The organism is Alteromonas marina (assembly GCF_000808575.1).
GTDB classification, from domain to species: domain Bacteria; phylum Pseudomonadota; class Gammaproteobacteria; order Enterobacterales; family Alteromonadaceae; genus Alteromonas; species Alteromonas marina_A.
Genome location: NZ_JWLW01000006.1, coordinates 57,000 through 72,606 on the forward strand (window position 1 = coordinate 57,000; position 15,607 = coordinate 72,606).

10 protein-coding genes are annotated in these 15,607 nt (G+C 46.0%); 5 read left to right on the forward strand and 5 right to left on the reverse strand.

What is annotated here, in order from left to right:
- Positions 1-63: 63 nt before the first annotated feature.
- Together RJ41_RS04015 and arcA are read left to right on the forward strand one after the other, a co-directional pair.
- On the forward strand, positions 64-1,710 hold the full coding sequence (locus RJ41_RS04015; RefSeq protein ID WP_039217264.1) for a sensor histidine kinase: 1,647 nt from the start codon (positions 64-66) through the stop codon (positions 1,708-1,710).
- Positions 1,711-1,864: 154 nt separating this feature from the next.
- Entirely contained in the window at positions 1,865-2,572 is a 708-nt protein-coding gene (gene arcA, locus RJ41_RS04020; protein ID WP_014947922.1) for a two-component system response regulator ArcA, read from the forward strand.
- A gap of 158 nt (positions 2,573-2,730) precedes the next feature.
- Here the strand turns inward: arcA and RJ41_RS04025 are convergent, their stop codons facing one another.
- Positions 2,731-5,850 carry a beta-galactosidase gene (locus tag RJ41_RS04025; RefSeq protein ID WP_039217267.1) on the reverse strand — a complete coding sequence of 1,040 codons (3,120 nt, stop codon included), beginning with the start codon at positions 5,848-5,850 and terminating at the stop codon, positions 2,731-2,733.
- Between the two features lie 104 nt (positions 5,851-5,954).
- On the opposite strand from RJ41_RS04025, the gene RJ41_RS04030 reads away from it, so the two are divergent.
- The gene (locus RJ41_RS04030; protein WP_039217269.1) at positions 5,955-6,809 is read left to right on the forward strand and encodes an AraC family transcriptional regulator; all 855 of its coding nucleotides are present in this window, start codon (positions 5,955-5,957) and stop codon (positions 6,807-6,809) included.
- Here RJ41_RS04030 and pmbA read toward each other — a convergent pair.
- Positions 6,806-8,137 (reverse strand): metalloprotease PmbA, encoded by a 1,332-nt coding sequence (pmbA, locus tag RJ41_RS04035; protein WP_039217271.1) that lies wholly within the window; start codon positions 8,135-8,137, stop codon positions 6,806-6,808. The two genes, RJ41_RS04030 and pmbA, sit on opposite strands and share 4 nt — an antisense overlap.
- Before the next feature lie 72 nt (positions 8,138-8,209).
- Between pmbA and yjgA the strand changes: the two genes are divergently transcribed.
- Entirely contained in the window at positions 8,210-8,767 is a 558-nt protein-coding gene (gene yjgA / locus RJ41_RS04040; RefSeq protein WP_039217274.1) for a ribosome biogenesis factor YjgA, read from the forward strand.
- A 60-nt stretch (positions 8,768-8,827) separates the two neighbouring features.
- Positions 8,828-9,256 carry a hypothetical protein gene (locus RJ41_RS04045; RefSeq protein WP_039217277.1) on the forward strand — a complete coding sequence of 143 codons (429 nt, stop codon included), beginning with the start codon at positions 8,828-8,830 and terminating at the stop codon, positions 9,254-9,256.
- Positions 9,257-9,343: 87 nt separating this feature from the next.
- Here the strand turns inward: RJ41_RS04045 and tldD are convergent, their stop codons facing one another.
- Genes tldD through RJ41_RS04060 form a run of 3 tightly spaced genes read right to left on the reverse strand, consistent with a single transcriptional unit; the run spans position 9,344 to position 15,585 of the window.
- Positions 9,344-10,786 (reverse strand): metalloprotease TldD, encoded by a 1,443-nt coding sequence (gene tldD, locus RJ41_RS04050; protein WP_039217280.1) that lies wholly within the window; start codon positions 10,784-10,786, stop codon positions 9,344-9,346.
- Entirely contained in the window at positions 10,779-11,597 is an 819-nt protein-coding gene (locus tag RJ41_RS04055; RefSeq protein WP_039217283.1) for a carbon-nitrogen hydrolase family protein, read from the reverse strand. The genes tldD and RJ41_RS04055 overlap by 8 nt, the downstream gene beginning before the upstream one ends.
- Positions 11,590-15,585, reverse strand: coding sequence for a YhdP family protein (locus tag RJ41_RS04060; RefSeq protein WP_039217285.1), 3,996 nt, complete (start codon positions 15,583-15,585; stop codon positions 11,590-11,592). The genes RJ41_RS04055 and RJ41_RS04060 overlap by 8 nt, the downstream gene beginning before the upstream one ends.
- Positions 15,586-15,607 lie beyond the last annotated feature (22 nt).

The window sequence follows — 15,607 nt, forward strand, 5'->3', positions numbered from 1 at the left end:
TTGTCCATTTTTGCGCCACTATTAAAAAATGGACGATGTAGATGGACGGTACACAAGGCGGGTATGACGGATAAGGCAGTTAAGCTTTCTATAAAGAGCCTCTTTCTCTGGGTGGTGATGTCTATTGCTACCTTTTCACTTGCGGTTTTAACAACGCTTACAGTTTATACACAGATAAAAACTTATCGCCACGAGCTTGAGTCGAACGCACTGATACTCGCCAAACTAGTTGCCAGAAGTTCTGCCACTTACCTCTACGATGAAACGCCTGAACGCATTGAATTTGCATTAAATAACCTCACTGCCGCTGAGCATGTGCTTAATGCTCATGTTTACAAAGCAAAAAGCGGAGCGGCAGAGCCTGAGATTTTTGCTTCATACAATAAAGAAGGGCAGCTTTTGTTAGGTGGCAAAGAAAGTCAGTTAGCTTCCATGGTTATGAACCCAGTACTAGCAGATAATGGTCGCTACCTTGAACTCAGTGCAAAAGTGTTCGATACAGAAACTAACATTCAGTTGGGCTGGGTGTATCTAAGGGTTTCATCAGAAAACTTTAATCAGTTGGTTGGAAAGTCAATTTGGCTTAATTTAGCCGTAGCCTTGGCGTTATTGCTTATAAGTTTTTATTCCGCACTAAGAATGCAGCGTTTTGTGACAGGCCCAGTTGAAGGTATCGCTAACTTTTTGCAACGCACATCGCGACAGCGCGACTATTCGGCCCGTGCCAACGGCTCCACCATTAAAGAACTCGACATCTTAGCTGACGCCGTTAATGTGATGCTGTTCCGTATGCAAGAATACATGCAAAAGCAACGGCAGGCTGAAGAGCAACATAGAAAACTCAATGCCAGCCTAGAAGATATGGTAAGTCAACGAACAACCGCCCTTAAGGATGCAAATCAGGAACTTATTCAAACGCTCGAAAAGCTACATCAGTTCCAGCGTCAAATCGTGCAGAACGAAAAGATGGCTTCTCTCGGTGACATGGTTGCCGGTGTCGCCCATGAAGTTAATACGCCAATAGGCTTAGGCGTAACTGCATCAACCATGATGTTAGACAGGTTAGCGGTTATTCATAAGGACTTTGAAAATAAAACGCTGAAAGCCAGTGCAATGAAACGCTTTTTGGATGAAAGTAACGAAAACCTCAACATTATTTACCGCAATTTGAACAGAGCAGCCGAACTTATTAGCAGTTTTAAGCAGGTTGCTGTAGATCAAACCTCAGAATCTAGTCGAAGTTTTTGCGTTGTACAGCTAGTTAATGAGATACTATTGTCATTGCAGCCTCGACTCAAAAAATTAAAACACAACATCAACGTAGATTGCGACCCTACCCTTAGCGTTGAAACGAAGGCTGGCCCAATAAATCAAATCTTGATTAATTTAATCATGAATTCGGTTATTCATGGGTTTGAAACCATGGATGAAGGCACAATTGATATTCGTGCCGAAATGGTGAGTAGCAATAAGCTCAAGCTTGTTTATACCGATAACGGAAAAGGCATTTCCCCAGAAATTCGCAAACGGATATTTGACCCCTTTGTCACCACAAAGCGCGGGCAAGGCGGTTCCGGATTGGGAATGCACTTGGTATACAACTTAGTAACGCAAGCCCTTAATGGTTCAATATCGATCACCAGTGAGGAAGGCAACGGCGTAGAATTTGTAATTATCTTCCCCGTTGTTAATGCGAAAACGTCAGAATAGTTGTATAAAGTATGAACTTTTCTTGATTTTTATTGGCTAACCCCAATACCTTAACAGTAAGAATATTCACAAGTTGCTTGCAATCAAGTACATGAATATTAAAATTTAACCAGTTAGTTGCTTAAATCGTATTTTAGAAAGAGTGTAGAACACCATGCAGACGCCAAATGTGTTAATTGTTGAAGATGAGGTGGTAACCCGTACCACGCTTAAGAGTTTATTTGAAGCGGAAGGGTATAATGTGTTTGAGGCCGAGAACGGTGATCAAATGCATGATTTCTTCGAGAATCACGCTATCAATTTGGTTATCATGGACATTAACCTACCGGGTAAAAATGGCCTTATTTTGGCACGTGAAGTACGTGACCGTAAAAACGTTGGGCTTATTTTCTTAACGGGTCGTGATAACGACGTTGACCGTATTCTAGGTCTTGAAATTGGCGCAGACGATTATCTGACTAAGCCTTTCAACCCTCGTGAATTGACTATTCGCGCGCGCAACTTACTGTCTCGTACTACAAACTCTTCAGAAGATGACGATTTACCAAGCCGTGTAAGCTTCAACGGCTGGACGCTTGACGGTGATAGCCGTTCATTGATTTCACCTAGCGGGAAAGAGTTCCGCCTACCACGCAGTGAATTCCGCGCTCTTCACCTTTTCTTAAGCAATCCAGGTAAGATCCTTACCCGTGAGCAGCTAATAATGGAAATGACGGGGCGTGAACTTCGTCCGAATGACCGTACGGTTGACGTAACGATTCGTCGTATTCGTAAGCACTTCGAATCAGATCCTTCAGATGAAGAATTGATTGTAACCATTCACGGTGAAGGTTACCGTTTCTGCGGTCAGGTTGACGGCTAAGACGTCGCCTGAACGAGTTTTGAATTAATGAAAAGCCGCTACTGTGTAGCGGCTTTTTTTATATGTAAACAATTCATCCCAATGACGGCATAACTAAGCTATGCCGTGAAATGTCACTTGAGATATCGAGAGCTAAATGATCTACTTCACACTGAGGATTAGCTGTCAGTAGCGCTAAAGCAAACTGAGTAGCGGTATTGCTTCTCTTCCAACAAGAATGCTTTATGTGTACTTGGGCTCCATGAATCATCGCCGCCTACGCCCATGTGAGCATGATCAATGTACACAAACACACAATCTTGAGGTGTTAAATCACAGGCGTGTTTTGCCTCGTCTAGCTGTGCTTGTCCATATTCGCTCACGTTAAAATAGAACTGTCCTTTTGCTTTCAGGCCGCTAACCTCAAGTTGTGTACAGCCACAGCGCAAGCCGTTGTCCGTTGGGAATATGTAGCACGTTTGCATCTCTTCTATAGGTAAGGTGTAGCGACCATAACGCGCTGCCGCTTTTCTGTCAGGGTAGTTCTCAAATGGCCCTAGTCCCTGCCAGGTAATCGACGTTGGCTTATCGGCTACAGGCACTGCCGTTTGTATACCAATTCGCGGCATAGGTGGTAAACCGTCATCCAAGAGCACTTCAACGTCTACCGATAGCTTGGCCTGTACATTTATGGTGTAAACCCACTTGGTTGCCGCTACCAGCTTTTCTGAATGGTGATAGTCAAATAACGATGTTATACGCACGTCTTGCGCGCCCTGCTCAACGTCTACGCCCGTGCAAGTGCGTGTCCACTTGCCAATTCCAGCACGACGCCAGCGAGACTCCCACGCATTTGGGTCTGGATTATCAACTTCGCTTACCCCAATGTCGTTATCTAGCGGCGCTCTGAAGAAGTTATCTTCTAGCGGCGCGGCAAGTGTTTCCTCCGCGCCTTGAAGCCACGAGGTTAATAGCCCGCTCTCACTATTAAAGCTAAATACGTTATTTTGCGCATGTACCTGCAACATCCCATCCTGAGCTTCAATTGATAGCTCACTAGTGCCGCTTGTTGTTTCGTTATCATTAAGAGAAAACGATACTATTCCACGCTTGTTGACTAGCGCTAACTGGGCGGTGTCCATAACATGCCCTGCTTTAGCCCACGAACAGTCATTCGCTAGTACCACATCAATATTTAAGTGGTAGTCAGCGCCTGCTTTAAACGTAATATCTGGGCTAAGACTGAGCGTTTGTGCTTGTTGTGGCGCTATGTCGATTTCGCATTCGCCCTTCGCCTCAGCAATCGGTTGTCCATTTTCTAGCACTTGCCAACGTAACAACTCGTTATCTGTGCGTCTAAATAAGTAATCGCTGCTTGCTGTAAGCTCAAACTTGTTGTCTTTCTCAACCAACGAAAAGCTTAAGTGCTGCTGACAATATTTAGCTTCTAATAAGTGCGGATGTGGCGTTCTGTCTGGAAATAACAGACCGTTTATACAGAATTGTCTGTCGTTTTCAGTATCGCCGAAGTCTCCGCCGTAAGCCCAGTATGCTTCGCCGCTATTAGTGTGCTTTACTAACCCTTGATCTACCCAGTCCCAAATAAAGCCACCTTGAAGGCGAGGATAAGCCTTAAACGCTTTCCAGTATTCATCAAAGCTACCCAAGCTATTGCCCATAGCATGCGCATATTCGCATAGAATAACGGGGCGGTTTTCCCCCGGCATCGACAACCATTTTTTAATGGCCCACTTAGGCACTGCATCGTCTTTAATGTCGGTATCAACCCGTGCGTACATTGGCGCAATAATGTCGGTAGCCGAAGTATCAGCGCCGCCGCCTTCGTACTGTACAGGGCGCGATGGGTCAAATGACTTTGCCCAGCCATACATTGCATCGTGGGTAGGGCCGTGACCAGACTCATTCCCCAACGACCAAATAATGATGCTGGGGTGGTTTTTGTCTCGCTCGACCATTTGCGTAAAGCGCGCCATGTAAGCGCCGGCCCAGAGCGGGTCGCGAGAAAGCCTTCCCATTGGGAACATACCGTGGGTTTCGATGTTAGCTTCATCCACCACATAAAGCCCGTATTCATCACAAAGCTCATACCAACGAGGGTGATTTGGATAATGAGCGGTACGTACGGCATTGAAGTTGTTTTGCTTTAACAACTTAATGTCTTCAAGCATGTCATCTTCATTGATTGCATGCCCTTTTGTTTGATGGTGTTCGTGACGGTTAACCCCACGAATTAGCACGGCTTTACCATTTACCAGTAACTGGCCGTTTTTCATTTCAATGTTTCTAAAGCCAACGTTATAGGCCTCAACATCAACGGCATTGCCATTCTCATCAATAAGTGAGACTACGATGCGGTACAGATTCGGTGTTTCAGCAGTCCAGTGTTTAGGTTCATTCACATGAAGCGTTTGAAAAACTACATCATCCCAACCGCCCTTTTCATCAATACGCTTATTGTTAGTGCCGGTAATGACTTGCTCGGTAACAGCGTTATCGCCATCAAAAAGCTGGATACCCACTTTGTAAGTAGAAGGCGCATTGATGGCGGTACGTACGGTTACTACTGCGTCGCGATAGCATGCGTCAAGGCTTGGCGTAACAAACACATCCTGAATGTGATGCTGAGGTTTGGTGACAAGATTTACGTCGCGGAAGATACCGCTAAGCCACCACATGTCCTGATCTTCTAAGTAGCTGCCGTCTGACCATCGGATCACCATTACCGCTAGTCGGTTTTCACCTTCGACCAAGTAGCCAGACAAATCGAATTCAGCCGGTAGTCGACTATCTTGGGAATAGCCCACATACTCGCCGTTGCACCACAAGTGAAACGCGCTATTTACCCCTTCAAAAACAATATGATTGCGCTGTTTTAACTCATCCTTGGTAACGTTGAACGTTGTTCGGTAGCAACCCGTTGGATTCTCGCTGGGTACCACTGGAGGGTTCACCGCGAAGGGATATTTAACGTTACAGTAAATCGGTTTGTCGTGACCTTGCAGCTGCCAATTAGAAGGTACCGCGATAGGCTGCCAATTAGCAGATTCATCATCACTTAATGTTTTAGAAAGCAGGCTTTCAGGTACGTTTGCTGGTGCCTCAAATAAACGGAAATCCCACTGACCGTTTAAACTACGCTTTTGCGCATTGGTATTGTGCAATGCGTCTTTTAGCGTTTTATATCCGTGATGTGGACTGTGGGCATTGATGCGATTCCTCTGAAATACAACCGGGTTTTGCCAATCGTTTTGAGCCACTACTTGCGCAACATTAAGCATGTCATATCCTTTACTTTTTCGTTAAGCGCAATGTAGCTAACTTTCATTAAATCCTTTATGCTCTAATCTTTCATATATTTATCCAAAACTATCATTTCACATTTATGCAACTTAGCTTTAGAGACATTGTAGACATAGGCCCCAAGTGCCTTGAACGCTTTATTGATAGTAGTAATGCGCCTGAAATCAGCGACCTGGAGATTGAACTAGCAGGATGCTCTAACTTATCAGGTGACTATACGGTAGGTCGCGTTTCGCCTCCTAACCACACCTTGTTTTACAGCATTCATGGACAAGGAAAATTTCGTGTCCCGTCAGGCGAGATGCAATTGGATGAAGGACAGCTAATTATTTTACCCGCTGGGCAAAGTTTTGAAGTCACAATAGTCAGTGAGCAATGGGATATAATTTGGGTCAACCTGGCAGACTCCGAACGCTGGACACCATTTAATAAGCTAGGTGCTGTGATAGTGGATAATGCCATGCTGGAAGGACTGCATCATGCAATGGAACTTTTGTATTTAGAGCGTGACGTCGAGAATCGAAATTCGGCGATGCAAGTTGTGTCTCGCTACCTGTACCGTATTATTGATGCGCCTTTGAGTGACGTACATACTCACGATGAGAAAGAACGACGCCAAGTAAGCAGACTACACAGCCTCTTTTCTGCGGTTGAAAAACAGCTTCAGTTTGATTGGGATATGGAAAGCTTAAGTGAGAAAGCGCATTATTCTGCCCCTCACCTTCATAGGCTGTGCTTACAAGTATTTGGGAGAAGCCCCAAACAGCACGTTATCCATTTGCGTATGACACGAGCCAAAAGCTTATTACTAAGCACGCAGTGGCCCGTATCTTATATCGCCAGTTATGTAGGCTACGCAAATGTATTTACGTTCTCGAAACGCTTTAAGAAGTCCACCGGGCTGTCTCCTTCAGCGTTTCGAGAAAGCGTAAACTAGCTGCCTGCTATCTTCATTTGGTCAATAAGCACAGAACCGGTCTGTACACTACCTCGCACATCTTTTTCAGCGCCAATTGCCACAATGCCTTTAAACATATCTTTCAGATTGCCAGCAATCGTTACCTCGTGAACTGGGTATTGGATGATGCCATTTTCAACCCAGTATCCCGCTGCGCCGCGCGAGTAATCGCCCGTCACACCGTTAACGCCCTGCCCCATCAGTTCGGTTACGAACAAACCTGTGCCCATTTCTTTAAGCAGCTCGGCGTCGCTATGACCCGTATCACCTACTAGCCAGTTATGAATACCACCAGCGTGGCCATTCGAGCGGGTGTTTAGTTTGCGTGACGAGTAGGTGGTATAAAGGTATGTAGCCAATTTACCCGCATCTACAATGGTCATGTCAGAACATGCCACGCCTTCGTTATCGAAGCTTGAGCTTGCTAAGCCGCCTTTAATAAACGGACGCTCTTCAATATTAAGCCATTCTGGGAAAACTTGTTTACCCAAGCTATCTAGCAAGAAGCTAGAGCGACGATAAAGGCTGCCGCCGCTGATAGCTCCAACGTAATGGCCAAATAAGCTAGATGCAATGTCACGGTGTAAAAGCACAGGCACGTTTGCCGTGTTGATTTTACGGGCGCCTAAACGGTCTACGGTAGCTTTAGCGGCTTCAATACCCACTGCACTTGCTGATTGCAGCAAAGACGCATTACGACTTACTGTGTAAGCGTAATCGCGCTGCATATCGTTATCTTGTGCGCCAATAACCATACAGCTTAGTGAATAACGACTGCTAGGATAACCGGCGTTAATTCCATGGGTGTTGCCGTAAACGCGCATACCTAGATTTGCGTTATACGACGCGCCATCTGAATTTGTAATGCGCGAGTCGTAATTCATTGCCGCCGTTTCGGCTTCAATAGCAGTTTTAATGGCCTTTTCAGTATCTAACTCTTCAGGGTGATACAGGTCTAAATCAGGGAATTCAGTGGCGATAAGGTCGGCATCGGCCAAACCTGTACAAGGATCTTCACTGGTATAGCGAGCAATATCTACGGCTTTTTCTACCGCGAGTGTTAGCGCCGCTTTGCTCAGATCTGCGGTAGACGCACTCCCCTTTCGCTTGCCTACGTATACGCTTATACCTAAGCCGCCGTCGTTGGTAAATTCAACGTTTTCAACTTCTTGCATACGTGACGAAACGGCGATGCCCTGCACTTTAGACATGCTGGCTTCGGCTTGTGTTGCGCCTTTAGAAAGGGCTAATTTCAGTACATCATCTACGACATTTTGAATGTCGGCTAACTGCTGCTCAATTTGCATAGTAAGTTTCGCTGTCTTAATTCGACTGTGATAGTTACAATTTAGCTAAAGTGTAACACTAATGAGTTTGAAATGAGTGATCAGAAATACAATTCTCCTGAAGATCCTTACTTCGAAGATGCGCAAGCAGATGAGTTCGAAGAGGAAGAATTAATCAGTAAAACTGAGCTGAAGCGTCAAGCCAAAGAACTTCACAAGCTAGGTGAAACCTTAGTTAACCTGACCGATGCTCACATAGCGACGATTCCAATGGATGAAGAGCTTGCTGACGCCGTAGCTATTGCGCGCAAAGTGAATAAGAAAAAAGACGGTTACCGCCGTCAGCTTCAGTTTATCGGCAAAGCTTTACGTCAAAGAGATACCGCCCCTATTGAAGAGGCGTTGGCTAAAATTACACATCAGCATCAGGCGAGCAATGCGGCCTTTCATGCACTAGAAAAAGCCCGTGAAGCCGTGATTGAAAAGGGCGACCCCGCTATTCAAAAGCTGATTGAAGCGCACCCTGAACTTGACCGCCAAAAGCTGCGCCAATTTCACCGCCAAATTAAGAAAGAGCGTGAAAAGAATGCGCCGCCTAAAGCATTCAGAGAGCTGTTTCAGTATTTGAAAGACGTTATTCACGAAGATTAATGGTCTACACTTCATTGATTCTCAACGTAAGTGCGTTATTCACCTGCAAAAAGGGGGAGTATGAAAATATTCTCTAACCCTAACGCAACACTGAAAAGCAAGTACGGTCAGTATCAAATTGCTGTGCTTGGTAGTATTGTTGGCGTGTCTGCTGAAGGCATTGCCGATGGCTCAGCCATTGAACGCTATGCGCGGGATATGATGGATGTGATTAACAGCTTTGGTGGCAGTCATTGGGCATTTTTAGGTTTTTTACACGGCTCCGCCCTTATGACGAAAGCCGGCGAAAAAGAACTGCAACGTTCAGTTGAGTGGCGTGCGAAGCATGGAATGGCGCTTGGAGCCTTAGTTATTGGCGATACTAGGGTACAACCTATAGTAAGAGCGCAATTTCAGAGAGTTTATGATAATGCAGGCCTTGAGCTGGGTATTTTTACCAACGAAGAAGATGCTATTGAGTGGTTGAACGAAAAAGGATTTGAAAGCTAGCCATGACTTATACCTGTTAGCATACAAAAAAGGTTGGAGCCTAGGCCCAACCTTTTTTAATTTTCCAGTATACAGGTTTGAGCTGAATTAAGCCGTACCACCCACGGTCAACTCGTCAATTTTAAGCGTGGGCTGACCTACACCCACCGGCACGCTTTGACCGTCTTTACCACATACACCAACGCCTTTATCTAGGGCAGTGTCATTTCCAATCATTGAGATTTTTTGCATAACCTCTGGACCGTTACCAATTAAGGTAGCCCCTTTTACTGGAGCGGTAATTTTACCGTTTTCAATTAAGTAGGCTTCCGCGCTAGAAAATACAAATTTTCCTGACGTAATGTCTACTTGTCCGCCAGCAAAGTTCGGCGCGTAAATACCTTTGTCGATAGACGCGATAATCTCCTGCGGATCATGTTGGCCTTCCAACATATAAGTATTCGTCATGCGGGGCATAGGCAAGTGCGCATAGGATTCACGACGACCGTTACCGGTAGGCGCAACGCCCATAAGCTTGGCGTTATGTTTATCCTGCATATAACCTTTCAAGATACCATCTTCAATAAGCACGTTGTGCGCTGTTGGTGTGCCTTCATCGTCTACCGACAACGAGCCACGACGGTCGTTTAATGTGCCATCGTCAACAACCGTCACGCCTTTTGCAGCAACGCGCTGACCAATACGGCCACTAAATGTTGATGCACCCTTACGGTTAAAGTCGCCTTCAAGACCGTGCCCTACCGCTTCGTGAAGTAATACGCCAGGCCAACCGTTACCTAATACTACAGGCATAGCGCCTGCCGGTGACGCCACAGCCTGCATGTTTACGCGTGCCATGTGGAGGGCATCTTCTGCCAACGTCTCGTAATACGGTTTGCCGTTTTCGTCTTGTTTAAAGAACGAGTAGGCATAACGACCACCAGCTCCAGCTGAACCACGTTCACGTCTATCGCCTTGTTCTAGCAATACCGAGCAGTTCAAGCGCACTAGCGGGCGAATATCAGTAGCTAACGTACCGTCACTGCCGGCAACTAAAATTTCTTCATACACGCCGCTTAAGCTCACCACTACCTGATTGGCAGACGGCTCTTGTTTGCGGATATAGGCATCTACTGCTTTTAAAAGCGAAATTTTCTCAGCGTCTTGCATCGCAAGAATAGGGTTATTTTCGCTGTATCGCGCTTGCACTGGTTTTTGTCCAAGCGAAGCAACTTGTTGTGACCCGCCGCTTGGCGCAATACCGCGGGCCGCTTTACACGCTTTAGTCAACGCTTCTTCGCTTATTTCGTCGGAATAAGCGAACCCTGTTTTCTCGCCGCTAATTGCACGCACGCCTACGCCGCGCTCTATGTTATAGCTGCCTTCTTTAATAATGCCGTCTTCCAACACCCAGCTTTCGTGCTGGCTTGACTGAAAATATAAATCGGCATAGTCGGTATCGTGACGATGAATAGTCGCTAAAGCACGCTCTAGCTTAGAGATATCTAGCCCTGAGTCAGATAATAAATGACGCTCAACAGATTTAGACAAAGTGACTCCTGAATCGGTTATGTTCGGCAACCGGCATATTCTGTTTAATGGTTTCTCTTTCTGCAATATCTACTTTTGCCGAAACTAACCCTACGTCGGTTTTGCGTTCGGCAAGGGTCTCCCCCCAAGGCGACAGTACAAGACTGTGACCGTATGTTTCACGGCCATTTGCATGCACACCACTTTGATTTGCAGCTACCACAAAGCACTGCTTTTCAATGGCTCTGGCTTGCAACAACGCATGCCAATGGGCTTCTCCGGTGCGCTGGGTAAAGGCCGCTGGCAACACCAGAATATCGATATCGCCCATTGCAGTAAATAACCCCGGAAAGCGTACATCATAGCACACCGCAAGACCAATATTGCCTATTGGCGTTTCAACAGTAACCACCTTGCTGCCCGCTTCGGTTGTCGCCGATTCACGATAACTGCCCGTATTGTCGTTAACCGATACATCGAACATGTGAATTTTTCGGTAGTCTGCCAACACATCACCATTAGGGCCAAACAGTATGCAGGCTGCGGAAAACTTCTCTGGGCTATTGGTTTTCACTGGAAACGTACCCGAAACCAGATAGCACTGGTATTGTGCAGCAAGCGCTGACAAACGTCGCTGAATTACGCCTTCGCCCTTTGTTTCTGCCACAGCAAGTTGGCCTTTGTCTTTACCGCCGAAATAAGCAAAACACTCTGGAAGCACAACTAAACTGTTTTTCTCAATCTTTGCCGATGCCATTTCGTTTGCAACGGTGTCGAGATTTTCTTCCACGCTTGGCGCAGATGTCATTTGTAATGCAACTAAATTAACCATCGATCACCTCCATTTTAAGCCTGCGTACGTCATCTTCCGTTAATGGCCTGTCTTGCGGGTTGGCCGGTACAGGCGCATTTTGCGCAGGTAAGCTGATGTCTTTGCTGTTGCGCTCAACTTCGTCGAACTTAGGATCTTTTATGGTGCCTGTAACGCGATAGTTCACATTCGAAATAACTTTCGCAGAGGTTAGCACCTGGTCTATGGCAAGAGCAGCGAGTGCAGTAGGCGGCGTAGCCAAGAAATACACTAAAAACGGTAAGTTCCCGGTTACGTTCGGTGCGAACGATACGTTGTAATTTAATCCACCAGTGTTGAGGTCGGTGAAGCCTGTGATCTCTATTTCACCAGCGCCGCCGTCAATTTCAGTATCGTCGGTATACGCTTTGCCATTAACAATACTTAACGTACCGCCCATATCGTCGTAGAAAAACCCCTTAGCAAAAACGTCTCGAAAATCGAGACTGAGCTTCCGCACTAACGAGTTCAAGCTAAACAGGGTAAAGATACGTGACCCCTTATCACTCAACTCAGTTAGATACCCATCTGACAGCGACCACTCAACATTACCGTTTAGCTGTTCAAACCCGAAATCCATCGGCGCATTTGGCCAGTTGATATCAAACGCCACGTTTGCGCTAGAATCTTTTATTCCTGATTCAACACCGTACTCTTTTAGCATCTGCCCAACGTCGGGAGACGTTAATGTTCCGTTTAACGCGCTTTGAATCTCGCCTCCCATGTGCTTCCAATAACCCGTTGCGGTAACGTTAGTTTCATCAGATTTCACTAGAAGCTGGCGAATGGCTAAACCATTCTCTTCCTTCGCGATGTCTAAGGTAACTTCACCTAAATCGATGCCGTGCACGCCACAGGACTGACAATAAAAATAAATGGGCGGTAGCGTATTTGGGTCAATATTGTAGGGCGACACGCCTTCCTCATTTGGCATTGCACTATTCGTAGCTAACTCAACGCCGCTCTCTGAGTCGGCTTTTGTCGTCCCCCCGGCTTCAGCAGGCTTCTCTAGTGATAAATAGTCGGCATTTATTTCAATGCCCTGCTCGTCTAAATCACTATTAATACGAATAGTGGCTCTTGCCTGAGGCGACGCTAAGTCTAGGATCCAATCTTTATTGCGTTCTGTTGCACTGAGCTGCGCATCTTTAATACTGTGGCCAGCAAAATTTAGCTTGTCGGCTTTGGCGAATATCCGCGAAGGAGTACCAAACAAATTCGCTTTTTTACTTTCGTTTGATTGGATACTCGATTGAGCATTTGTTTTTGCAACGGCGGTGCTGGTGTCTTTCCCTTTACCGGAAAGTAACATATTTATAGTGGTAAACCATTCTTGCACATCAGCTTGAGCTAGATTCGCACTGATACTAAAACCTGTACCAATGTTGGCTATATCGCTTTCGCCAAGTGCCAAGTGCGCACGTGAAAACTGCATTTCTTTGTGCGGTAGTACGCCATCAAAACGAATGTTATCACCAAGTGACGCCTCCACATTTGATGCTTTGCTATCGCCTTTACTGGTAATAAGCAGCGGTAAACTGCTGCCCGCTGGCGTATCGAAGGGAGCAGGCAATACACTTTGTGTCGCCGTTAAATCTGCAGTCAAATTGGCAGTATAATTAAACCCACTGTTTGAAAGCGACAGTTGGACTGTAGTGTTCCAATCACTTTCGCCGTCGATGTATTCGGTGAGATCCGTGTTCACATAGTTAGCGAGCGGGTGTACATGCCATCGCCCACCTAACTCTACATTTAGCTCGTATGTGTCGACCTGTCTACCGGATAGCGACAAGTTCACCGGCTGTTTAAGAAACTGCGCTTGAAGCCCACTTGCGTCTATATCGCCATTAACAAATGACACCTCTCCCGATGCCTTATCAAATAGCATATTTGTAGTCGCAACAAAAACGGGGTTATCCGACAAGTGCGCCGTTCCCGATGCCACCACATCTTTGCCTTTAAACGGGATATCAAGCTTTATGTCGGCAGATAGTGGCCCGTTAATTTGCACGTCTTCGTTAAGTACTTTTCCTAAAGATTTTTTGAGGGACGAATCCATCATTAACGCGGTTAGCGCGTCCCCAGTGCCAGTACCATTGGCATAAATAATCAGGCGAGCATCTGGACTAAAGCTTGGAATGGCAGCCGACATATCACTGATTTTCATACCGGCAAGCGTCGCACTAGGGCTCTCCATCACTAATGCATTATTCACAAAATACAAAGATAGGTCTAAGTTATTAAGTGCCGGCCAGTCTGGCGCAAAAAGAAAATCCCCCTGCTCAATATCGACATACGCCTGAAAAATGCCCGTGTTGTCGTCAAACGGGAAGTCACTCGTGCGACCGTGCCACAGCACGCGCGCATTTGCGATTTCACCTTTTCCTGTAAATGCACGAGTAAGGTATTTGTCGGTATTAGCCCCCATTAAAGAAGGGGGAAATAAACTGCTCACCTCATTTAGCGCCAATGGGCTTACATCCACATAAAGCGACATAAACCCTGTCGACGTATTCAGTTTAAACTGAGGGTGAAGAGTAACGGCATCACTATTAAGCAGCATATCGCTGCCTTTTACTACCCACTGCTTGTCTTCGCTATCTATCTGCTCTGGGTAAATATAAAACTGGGATTTAAATAAGTTTATATTGACGTCTTTCTTAATTACGCCGTTGGCACTTAGTAAGCTATCCGCGCTCTCTAAGTAGATAGCGCCATTATTTTTATACCAGAAAAAGTCTGCGTCTAGCGACGAAAGACCGGGTACCTTATCAGTTTTGTCCCACTGTAAATCTAGTACTTTAGCAGCTAAAGAAGGCTGGCCGTTGTGCCACTGAATCTGCAATGTCGCCAACTCGCCTTTTGGATTAAGCCCGCGTATTTCTTCTTCACTGGTATCATCCATGAAAAGCGGTAACAGCAGCAGAAAGGGGTTAATTTGCACTGGCTTTACGGTGTTTATCAGCGCATCACCATTTGCACTTATACTACCAATTAGGTCTGTTGTAAGGGTATCGTTGCTCGAATTAAGCACCAATTGATCCACTCGGACATTCCAGCCTCCCTGTCTGTTCTCATCGTTAGGCAACGCCTGGAGACTACCTCCGCTGATACCTGTTACCGTTTTCGCGCGGCCACTGCCCCACTCTAAAAGGCTTTCACTAAGCTCGGCTTGTACGCTTGTGACTTCACTTTGAGAAAAGTTAGTCCATACTTCAAAGTTTGCGCGGCTTTGCGCTAGTGGACGCTTGGTTTTGATGAGGTCGCTTACCCACGGAGAAATATCGAGCTCTTCTGCTTTGGCGTAGAACACGCCGTCAAAGTCTTCCCGCGTGCCCGTGATATCAATGATAAACGAGGCCGAGTTAGCCGCTAAATCTGCAACCTTAAGCTGACCTAAACCTTGGTGTCGCTCTTCATGGTTGTTCCACGATAAACTTTCAATATCAAATGAATTGGTTTCATTAAGATGAGTGACAGATACCACCCCGTCTTCTAACGAGAAGCTTTGAAGCTGCTCCAAAAACAGACGCTCTAGCGCATTTACTACAGGGAAGTTATTCTTATCGCCTCCAGAAAGGCGATCGGCGTCAATATCAAGCTTAAGACCACGTAGCTCGAAACGGGTGGATGAGATAAGTTGGTGGCGTAGCGATTCCCAAAAATCTAGCTCGACGTAGATTTGCCTGATATCCAATGCAACAGGGCTAGCATCGTTTTTAGCCAACGACACCGAATTGAGCACAATACTTGGACCATTGCGCTGCCAAACAGCATGCACACTTTGAATGGATAGGTTTACGCCATAACGCTCATTAATATAGTTTTCCAACAGGTGTTTGTTGTGCTCAATATGCGGCAGAGCATAGCGTGCAGCGCTTAAAACAAGCGCGAAAAGTACAAGCAATACGGCGAGTAGCAGCCAAAACTTTTTAAGTAGATAAGCGGCTACCGACGAAAAATTTGTCACATTTTGCCTTTGTATACGTTAA

Bases quoted from the DNA above. Each gene is read 5' to 3' on its own strand.
- RJ41_RS04015 (WP_039217264.1), top strand. From the start codon at position 64: ATGACGGATAAGGCAGTTAAGCTTTCTATAAAGAGCCTCTTTCTCTGG.
- arcA (WP_014947922.1), top strand. From the start codon at position 1,865: ATGCAGACGCCAAATGTGTTAATTGTTGAAGATGAGGTGGTAACCCGT.
- RJ41_RS04025 (WP_039217267.1), bottom strand. From the start codon at position 5,850: ATGCTTAATGTTGCGCAAGTAGTGGCTCAAAACGATTGGCAAAACCCG.
- RJ41_RS04030 (WP_039217269.1), top strand. From the start codon at position 5,955: ATGCAACTTAGCTTTAGAGACATTGTAGACATAGGCCCCAAGTGCCTT.
- pmbA (WP_039217271.1), bottom strand. From the start codon at position 8,137: ATGCAAATTGAGCAGCAGTTAGCCGACATTCAAAATGTCGTAGATGAT.
- yjgA (WP_039217274.1), top strand. From the start codon at position 8,210: ATGAGTGATCAGAAATACAATTCTCCTGAAGATCCTTACTTCGAAGAT.
- RJ41_RS04045 (WP_039217277.1), top strand. From the start codon at position 8,828: ATGAAAATATTCTCTAACCCTAACGCAACACTGAAAAGCAAGTACGGT.
- RJ41_RS04055 (WP_039217283.1), bottom strand. From the start codon at position 11,597: ATGGTTAATTTAGTTGCATTACAAATGACATCTGCGCCAAGCGTGGAA.